This is a genomic window from Thalassolituus sp. UBA2009 (assembly GCF_002335285.1).
GTDB lineage: Bacteria > Pseudomonadota > Gammaproteobacteria > Pseudomonadales > Oceanobacteraceae > Venatoribacter > Venatoribacter alkanivorans.
The window spans coordinates 19,410-26,092 of sequence record NZ_DDCJ01000104.1; the positions used below are offsets into that span (position 1 = coordinate 19,410).

Consider the following 6,683-nt stretch of genomic DNA (forward strand, 5'->3'; position numbering starts at 1 on the left):
CGGCAGGAAAACAGCACCACCATATCGGATTTTATTTCAGCACGCTTTGGTCATAGCCGTGGACTGGCTGTACTGATTTCGGTACTCAGTATTCTTGGTATAGTGCCTTATATTGCCCTGCAGCTTAAGGCGGTATCGGGAAGCTTTCAGATTATTACTGACACCACCTCTGTTCAGCTCAGCTGGTACAGCGATCCGACACTGTTTATTGCCGCCGTTATGGCCATTTTCAGTATTCTGTTTGGTACCCGCACAGTGGACTCGAGTGAAAGCCATCAGGGCATGATGCTGGCTATTGCCTTTGAATCGCTGGTGAAATTATTTGCCCTGAGTGCCGTGGGTATTTTTGCCGTTTATGGTTTGTATGATGGCTTCGGCGATCTGTTCAGCAAAGCATTAGCCAATGAACACCTGCACAAAGTACTGACTACCTACGAGAACCCAAGCGTTTATCTTACCCATGCCCTTATCGGTGGTATTGCGATTATTGCTTTGCCGCGCCAGTTTCACGTCGCTGTGGTGGAGTACCGCAGTGAGCAGGATTTAAAAACAGCACGCTGGATGTTTCCGCTGTATTTGTTGCTGATTAACCTGTTTCTGCTGCCGCTGGCACTGGCTGCATTTATGCACGGCGATGTGCTGGAATCCTTTAACTTTATTACTTTACAGCTGCCACTGGCATTTGGTCAGACTGAGCTGGCCACCTTTGCCTACGTTGGTGGCTTGTCGGCCGGAACCTCGATGGTGATTATTGCCTCTATCACCCTGGCCACCATGATCTGTAACGAAATCATTATTCCATTGCTGATCAAGCTGCGTCTGCAGGGCGACTCGCGGGATATTAAAGAACGTGTACTGAATATCCGCCGCATTGCCATTGTTATTGTTATGGCTTTTGCTTTTGTTTATTACCGTATGCTGTCGCAGTTCCATAGCCTGTCGGAAATCGGTCTTCTGTCGTTTACCGCTATTGCTCAGTTTGCCCCTCCGATTCTGATTGGTCTGATATGGCAGGGAGCGAACCGCATGGGCGCTTATGCCGGTTTGCTGAGTGGATTTCTGTTGTGGTTCTACTGTTTGTTCTTACCTGTATTAGCTAATGCAGGCTGGGTTCACAGCGGTTTTATGGATGGCCCTTTCGGGCTTGAGTTTTTACGTCCCCAGGCATTGCTTGGCTTTGATAATATGAACCCGGTGGTGCATGGCACATTCTGGAGTCTGATGGCCAATACCCTGGCTCTGGTAATATTCTCGCTGTATTACAAACCGGGTTTTTCCGACATTGAACAGGCACAGCGTTTTGTAGAACCATCGCCGGGCCAGCGCAGTGCTGCTCCACGGCGTTATGCAATCCGTACCGATGATCTTAAAGCACTGCTACAGCGCTTTATTAATCCGGCAAAAATCGATGCCCTGTTTAAAGACTTTTCCAATCCGGTAACCGGGCGGCTGATTACCCGTGGCGTGGTCAGCGAATCGATGCTGAAAGCGGCCGACCGCTTACTCAGTTCTGTGCTTGGTCGGCGTGGTTCCGATTTGCTGTTGCACAATCTGGTGGATGATAAATCGCCGCAATTCGCCCACCTTAACAGCCTGATGGAAGAGGTGAGCGAAGTTGTACTGTTTAACCGCGACCTGCTTAACTCCGTACTGCACAGTCTGGTACAGGGTATTACCGTCGTCGATGAAAATCATAACCTGGTGGCCTGGAATCAGCGCTTTGCCAATCTTTATGATTTTCCCCCGGGTTATTTATACGTAGGGCTTTCTGCAGAAATGGTGGTGCGCTTTATTGCCCGCTCCGGTGGTTATGGTGAAGGTGATGTGGAAGCTCAGGTGCAGATGCGCATGAGCGAGATTGAAAACCGAATGTCGCTGCATTATGTACGCCGCGCCGCCGATCGCCGTTATATTGAATTAATCGGCAATCCGATCTCAACCAACCTGTATATCACGGTATACAGTGATATTACCGAATACCGCAATATTGAAGATGAGTTGCGTAAGGCCAACGAAATTCTGGAAGACCGGGTTGAGGAACGGACGCAGGAACTGACGGCTCTTAATGCTGACCTGCAGCGTGCCAACCGTAATAAAACCCGCTTTCTGGCAGCAGCCGGTCACGATCTGGTACAGCCGCTGAATTCGGCGTCGTTATTTTCTGCATCTATCATCAATAAATTACAGAAAGCCGCAAGCCGCTGTCCGGAACTCAGCACCGATATTCTGCCGGTAGCACAGAATATGGAACACTCACTCAGTTCTGCGGAATCGCTGCTGAATGAGCTGCTGGAAATATCCAAACTGGATGCTGATATTGTGCGTGCCAATGTGCAGATATTCCGCCTGTCTTCCGTATTACGCTCGTTGGTTGAAGAATTCCGGCCGTTATTTCAGCGCAAAGGTATTGAGTTACGTTTTATTGATTGCCAGCTGATGGTCGAGTCAGATCCTGTTCTGTTACGCCGTATTCTGCAGAACCTGCTGGCCAACGCATTACGCTATACCGACCGTGGCCGTGTACTGATCGGCGTTCGCCGCAGTCGTGATCATGTGCGCCTGCAGGTACTGGACAGTGGTCGTGGTATTCCGCCGGATGACCTGCATATGATTTTTGAAGAATTTCACCGGGTCGAAAGTCAGGGAGATAATGGCAGTAAGGGGCTGGGCCTGGGGCTGTCGATTGTGCAGCGTATGTGCAAACTGTTACAGCACCCGATTCAGGCGCAGTCTGAACTTGGCCGTGGCAGTGTCTTCACAATGGCTATTCCTATTACTGAGCAGCTGCCTGAGCCGGAAACTCCTGCCGCAGCACAGGTCAGTTTATCGACGGATCAGCTGATTCTGTGTATTGATAACGAGCGGCAGATTACCGAAGGTATGAGCGAGCTGCTCTCTGACTGGGGTTATCAGGTTGTGGCTGCAATTAACGACGAAGAAGCGTTACAGAAGCTTCAGGGGCGTACTCCGGCATTGGCGATTGTTGATTATCATCTGGACTTTGGTAAAACCGGACTGGACGCTATGGCCGGACTGCAACCACACTGGCAGCAGCCGGTACCTTGTCTGGTCATTACCGCCGACTATACCGACGAAGTAAAAGAACGCATTCAGGCGCTGGATTATCAGCTGCTGAAAAAACCGGTTAAGGCGATGGCGTTGCGTGCGGTGTTAAATCAGATAATGGGGTATAGGGAATAAATACCAGAAGAAAAATCCGGGTCTTTCCCTGACCCTCTGGCAGAATGGCTTGATGGATTATTAATCCGGAATCGCCAGCTCCTGCACAATCAGCGCGGCCTGAGTGCGGTTATTAATATTCAGTTTGCGGAAAATATCGCTGATATGGGATTTAACCGTGGTTTCTTTGATATTCAGGGCGTAGGCAATCTGTTTGTTCAGTGCACCCTCGGCAATAAACTGTAATACGCGTAATTGCTGCGGTGTGAGCTGGCGCAGTTTTTCGGCCAGATCAGATTTCGTGTGGCTGAATTCGGGAAAGCTGATACCACCTGAAAAAATATGCTCAACGGCAGCGCGGATCTCCACTGGTGATGATGCTTTGGGAATAAAGCCCAGCGCCCCCATGCTGCGGATACTGCCGATAACAGACTGGTCTTCGCTGGCGCTGACAACAGCAACCGCCAGTTGCGGGTGCTCACTGCGTATACGCATTAACCCCATAAGGCCATTGTTGCCGGGCATTTTTAAATCGAGTAGCAACAGATCGGTATCGCCTGAGCGCAGGTTTTCCTGAACCTGATCGAAAGTCTCACATTCGCTGATGTTGCAGGGTTCTTTCAGCTCGGCAAGCGCACCACGCAACGCTGTACGGAACAGCGGATGATCGTCCGCAATAAGTATCTGATACATGGGCCCGCCTTGTTTTTATCGTTATCCGGCTATGACTCTAACCGTCGTCCTGACCTGCAGGCAATACACTAACACCCCCTCTACCTACTAAAGTAGGTTGTTTTGGTAACGAATTTTCAATGATAAGTACGGTCTGGCGCAGATTGGCATTTTCTGCTCATAAACCACAACAGTCCCTACTATTTTACGGGATACCCGTTACTTTCCCCGCCCTATATTAATCGTGCTCCGCAGGAATTACCTGCACTGTGCGGATACAGACTGGTTGTTTGTGATCCGTAATTTCACATCATCTAAAGGGTAGGAAGACATGATGCAAAATAACAATAAGGCCAACCGTCTGGCGCTGGCGGTATGTACTGCAGCTCTGTTTGGTGCGGTTGCCGCACAGGCGGAAGTTAAAACTGAAAATACCTTCAGCGGCTATGTAAAAGCAGACATGCTGTTTAATTCTGAAAATGACGCCACGGGTGGCCTGCGGGAGCAGGCACTGCTGACACTGAATGCCGATGAAGCCGATGATGAAGAAGGCGATCTGTATATGTCAGCCTGGGAATCACGCCTGAATTTCACCTCAAAAAGCACCGGTACTCCGGTGGGTGATCTGAAAGCAGTGATTGAAGGCGATATGTATTCGGGCCCGAGCCAGAATGTGTTTAACCTGCGTCATGCCTATATGCAGCATAATAACCTGACCATCGGTCAGACCTGGTCCACCTTTATGGATCTGGGCGCGCTGGCCGAAACAGCTGATTTTGGTGGCCCGGCAGCACGTATTTTTACCCGTCAGCCCCTGATCCGTTACAGCATCCAGATGGGTGATGCGACTCTGGACCTGGCAGCAGAAAAACCGAAAAACTCCGCAGACCCGGTAATGCCGGATCTGGTGGCTAAATACACCATGAAAACTTCTTTTGGACATCTGTCTGCCGGTGTATTAGCGCAGCAACTGAATGACGATACCGGCGTTAAAGACGATTCTGCAATGGCCCTTGCGGCGCGTTTTTCCGGACGGGTTAATCTGGGAGGAGATAACGTTAAATTTGCAGTCATCTCCGGTCAGGGGCTTGGTGGCTATATGAACTTTGGTGATGTAGCAGCCTATGATTTCTCTGGCGACAGCATTGAACTGTCGGAACAGACCGGCTTTAAAGTCGCCTACCAGCATGTATTTACCGATACCCTGCGTTCTACCCTGCGCTATGCCCAGACCAGCAGCGAAATTGACGGTAAAGACATGGGGGATTTCAGCTCGGTACATGCCAACCTGATTTACAACCCATACAAGCCATTAAGCTATGGTGCCGAAATTATTTCTGCGACCAAGGCCAAGGCTGAAGGTAATGCCCAGACTGAAGACCGCAAACTCAGTCGTCTGCATCTGTTCGCCAAACTGGCATTCTGATGTTCTTTACTGAGCCGGGGATTTGTCTCCCCCGGCTCAGATCTTTCGCGCCCGTCGCATCCCCTGGCATTGTTTGTGTCAGCTCTCCTTCCTTATTCGCCAGGGGCTTTTTTTTACTGTGTTGTTCGCCGGATATGACCGGAGGAGAACCTACCAAAGTAAGATGTGCCTGCTGTCATCGCTTCCTAGTATGAAGTTACACCAAAGCTTTCTTTGTGTGCGCACCAATAAATATAACGATGGAGCAGAATCATGATTAAAAAAATAACCTGGTTTTATACCGCCGCCCTGTTACTGGGAGGCAGTATGCTGGCTGAAGCCGGAACCAGAACCGATTATACCTTTTCCGCTGAAAGCTACAGTGGTTCCAAAAATCGTCAGTACAGTGTGTATCAGCCGGATGGCCTGAGCAGTGCTGCGCCGATGGTAATGGCATTGCATGGCTGCAAACAGAATCAGAATGATGTACTGAACGACTGGGGGCTGACGGCAGCTGCCGACCGTTATGGTTTTATTCTGGTTACTCCTTTTATTACCCGTTACGACGGCCTGCGTAATGAAAACTGCTGGGGTTTCTGGTTCGATAACGAACGCCATCAGGGTGGTGGTGAAGTAGAAGATTTAAAACGTATTGCAGAAAGTGTTGAAGCGGATTACAGCATTGATCCGCAGCGCCGTTTTATTACCGGTCTTTCTTCCGGTGGTGCCATGACCGTTGTTGCAGCAACGGCACATAACGAATACTGGACTGCCGCCGCAACGGTTGCCGGTCTGCCTTATGGTGAAGATTCTGCTTCGGTATCGCTCAGCGGCCAGTGTCCGGGTTATGCCACTTTTCACTCGGTTGCACGGGTTGCTGAGGATATGCGCAACGAAATAGACAGTAACCGGGTTATTCCTCTGATGGTGCTGCAAAATGAAAATGACTGCACCGTACTGGCACAGGCCGGACGTAATATCCGCGATGCCCACCTGCAGGTATTTGGTGCCAGCGGTTTTACTAATCCGACGGCAGCCTTGGCTGATAGCCAGGACTGTTCGCCGTACTACCAGAATAATTATGGCTGTGTACACAATACCTACACACTGGATGGCAGCAGCGGCAGCGCATCGGTAGTTGAGACGGTTTTTCTGAATGGCCCGGCGGCTACGCCCAACACTCAGGATACCGATCATGGTCATTACTGGGTTGGTGGTGAAGACGGCAATAACGGTAAGTGGTCGGTACGGGTCGGCCCCAGCTACCCGGATATTATCTGGGATTTCTTTAACCGCCAGACAGGTAATGGCGGTGGCACTACAGGTAAGCCGGTATGTGTTATTTATGGCGATAATCCACAACAGCTGAATCTGGGAGCCGTATTCAGTGATGCCGGTGCCAGCTGCAGTGATGCCAGTGGTACAT

The 6,683-nt window shown here is 50.2% G+C and carries 4 protein-coding genes; 3 read left to right on the forward strand and 1 reads right to left on the reverse strand.

Translation table 11 applies throughout. The features are described from left to right. On the forward strand, positions 1-3,201 hold a 3,201-nt coding region (locus tag B3P58_RS13510), incomplete at its 5' end, for a hybrid sensor histidine kinase/response regulator (protein ID WP_286718203.1). Positions 3,202-3,261: 60 nt separating this feature from the next. On the opposite strand, the gene B3P58_RS13515 is transcribed toward B3P58_RS13510, so the two are convergent. Beyond that, positions 3,262-3,873: a response regulator transcription factor gene (locus tag B3P58_RS13515; RefSeq protein ID WP_145467926.1), complete on the reverse strand. Its 612-nt coding sequence runs from the start codon at positions 3,871-3,873 to the stop codon at positions 3,262-3,264. Between the two features lie 310 nt (positions 3,874-4,183). Between B3P58_RS13515 and B3P58_RS13520 the strand changes: the two genes are divergently transcribed. Both B3P58_RS13520 and B3P58_RS13525 read left to right on the forward strand, forming a co-directional pair. Beyond that, positions 4,184-5,278, forward strand: coding sequence for a DcaP family trimeric outer membrane transporter (locus B3P58_RS13520; protein WP_286718206.1), 1,095 nt, complete (start codon positions 4,184-4,186; stop codon positions 5,276-5,278). Between the two features lie 252 nt (positions 5,279-5,530). Next, positions 5,531-6,683, forward strand: a 1,153-nt coding sequence (locus B3P58_RS13525) for a PHB depolymerase family esterase (RefSeq protein ID WP_286718209.1), incomplete at its 3' end; no start/stop codon positions are given.

Excerpts from the sequence above, each read along its gene's own strand:
- B3P58_RS13520 (WP_286718206.1), top strand. The coding sequence starts at position 4,184 with ATGATGCAAAATAACAATAAGGCCAACCGTCTGGCGCTGGCGGTATGT.
- B3P58_RS13515 (WP_145467926.1), bottom strand. The coding sequence starts at position 3,873 with ATGTATCAGATACTTATTGCGGACGATCATCCGCTGTTCCGTACAGCG.